Here is a 2,256-nt window from a genome sequence, read left to right as displayed (position 1 = left end):
CTGCGGGCCCGCCACCAGGCGGTCCCGCAGGGCGGCGAGGGCTCCGGCCGGAACCGCCTCGATGGTCTCGCCGTCCACCTCGGCGGAGCCGGTGAGGGCCACGGCGAGCGCGTCGACCGGGTCGAGCAGGCCGAGGTCGCGCTTGCGCGCCTTGCGGACCAGAGCGGGGTCGACGACCACCCACCGGTCGCGGAGGCGGACGACGGGCCGGTGGGCCTCGGCCAGGGTGTCCATCTCGGCCTCGGTGAGGGGCTCGCCGCCCAGCGCGAGCTGCCATTCGAAGCGGAGCAGCTCCTCGCTCTCGAAGAACCCGGTGCCGTCGGTGGCGGAGCCCGGCGCGGAGCGGACCACGGCGGTGGCCGCGAGGTCCTGGGCGAGGTCCCGGGGCCAGTGGACGGTGACCCCGGCGGCGGCCAGCCGGGAGGCGGCCACGCCCAGCAGGTCGGCGACCTCCTCCTCGCCCAGGGCCATCACGTCGGGGACGTGCTGCTCGGTGAGGCGTTCCAGCGGCGGCCAGACGCGGGCGGCGCGGCGGATCGCGAGCGCGGCGTCGACGCGCGCCCGGGGGCCGAAGGCGTCGGGGGCCTCGCCCGCCCAGAGCGCGGCGGCGTCGACCATCAGCGTGGGGTCGGCCAGGCTGTGCACCTGGACGACGGCGGCGCCCGCGCGGCGGGTGACGGCGCCGGCTTCCCGGCCCTCCCCGGCCGGGCCGGTGGCTCCGCCGCCGGAGTCGCCGCTGTCGAAGAGGCTGAACGCGGACAGGTCCAGGCGCAGCGAGATGCGGACCCCGGCGTCCATCCCGGACGCGACCTCGGCCGCCCATTCGTGGGCCCCCGGCAGGTGCTGGGCCTCGGGTGCGGCGAACGGGCCGCCGACGGCGTGCGGGGCGGCGGGGGTGCGGGGCAGGGCGTCGGCCCCGCGTCGACGAAGGCGCGGACCAGCGCCTCGGGGCCGGGCAGCCGCAGCGGGGCGGGGCCGGGCAGCGGGACGGCATGGCCCTCGGGCGGGAGCGCTGCGGCGACCGCCCGCAGGTGGGCGGCGTCCTCGGGCTCCAGCGGGCCGGCGCGCCAGGCGTCGTACCCCTCGGGCGTGAGGCCGGGCAGCAGCCGGCCCCGGGCCACCAGCCCCAGGGCGTGCAGCGCGGCGGCGCCCCAGCAGGCGGCGGCGGGATGGGCTCCCGGGTCCTGGCGCGCGCGCACCAGCAGCGGCAGGGCGGCGACGACGGGGAGGACGACGGCGGGGACGGTGCGACGGCGGACGCCCGCTCCGTGGGCCCGGACCACGGTGAGCTCCGTGGTGGGTGCGCCGTCGGGCGGCGCCTGACCGGCCGGGTCCCAGAAGGCGACGCGCCCTTGGCGGGGAAGGGGGGCCGGGAGGAAGACCGCGGCCAGGCGTGCGAGTGCCGTGGTGGTGCCGCCGGTGCCGTGCATGCCTCTGCCCTCCTCCTGTGCCACGTCCCTGACGCGAGGCCGTTCGCCGGCGTCGTGCGCCGGGTGGGCTCCTTCGCCGGGTTCTTCCGCCGGGTCGTTCGCCAACTGTTTTCGACTCTACGTTCGGGTTCCGACAACCGGCGCGCGCCGCGGTCCCCGGACACGGACGCAGGGCCGTCCACCACCCTGCGACCTGCGGCGGACGACCCCTGCGCCCCGACGTACCCGCAGGTCAGGGCGTTGCGCGAGAAACCACGTACACCATCGGGTTAGCCGGATCCGACATGTTGACGACCACGTCCTGCGTGGGGAGCGGGTCCTCCTGGGCATGGGTCAGCCCGTACCAGGGACCCGCTCCGCGGAACTCCCACCCCGCGGTGCTCCGGTCGCGGTCGCCGATGGTGATCCTGCCCTCGACCAGGTCCTCCCGGGTGACGCCCATGGACCGCAGGAAGGTGTCCAGGCCCGCGTCGGTGGTCAGGAACTGGACGTGCAGCCGGCTGGTCCGCCAGTTGTTGGTCTCGTACTGGGCGACCAGCTCCGCCGGGTGCGGGATCGGCACCTGGTAGATGCGGCGCTGCACCTTGGAGGGCCAGCCCCAGGTGAGGCCGGTCGCGGAGTACCGCGCCTCCTTGTCCTTGCCGCTGTCCCGGCTCTGGGCGCCGGAGATCACCAGGTAGACGGCCGGGATGCCGATCAGCAGCACGATGGTCAGCAGCGTCAGCGCGCGGCGCCGGATCACCCTGCGGCGGGCCTCCGGGTCGTCGCCGGCCAGCAGCAGCGGGTCCTGGAGCGCGTCCGGGCGGGACGGCTCGACGTCACCGCC

The 2,256-nt window shown here is 77.0% G+C and carries 1 protein-coding gene and 1 pseudogene; both read right to left on the bottom strand.

Translation table 11 applies throughout. The annotated features are described in order from the left end of the window. Window positions 1-1,430: pseudogene (locus tag ACOV8S_RS05180) on the bottom strand (SNF2 helicase-associated domain-containing protein); the annotation flags it as partial. A 232-nt stretch (window positions 1,431-1,662) separates the two neighbouring features. Next, a complete protein-coding gene (locus ACOV8S_RS05175; protein ID WP_448317356.1) occupies window positions 1,663-2,211 on the bottom strand; it encodes a sugar kinase in 549 nt (182 codons plus the stop codon). Window positions 2,212-2,256: the final 45 nt, after the last annotated feature.

Source organism: Streptomyces sp. CO7, assembly GCF_053474865.1.
Note: the sequence above shows the minus strand (reverse complement) of the source record. Positions and strands in the feature narration are given on the sequence as shown.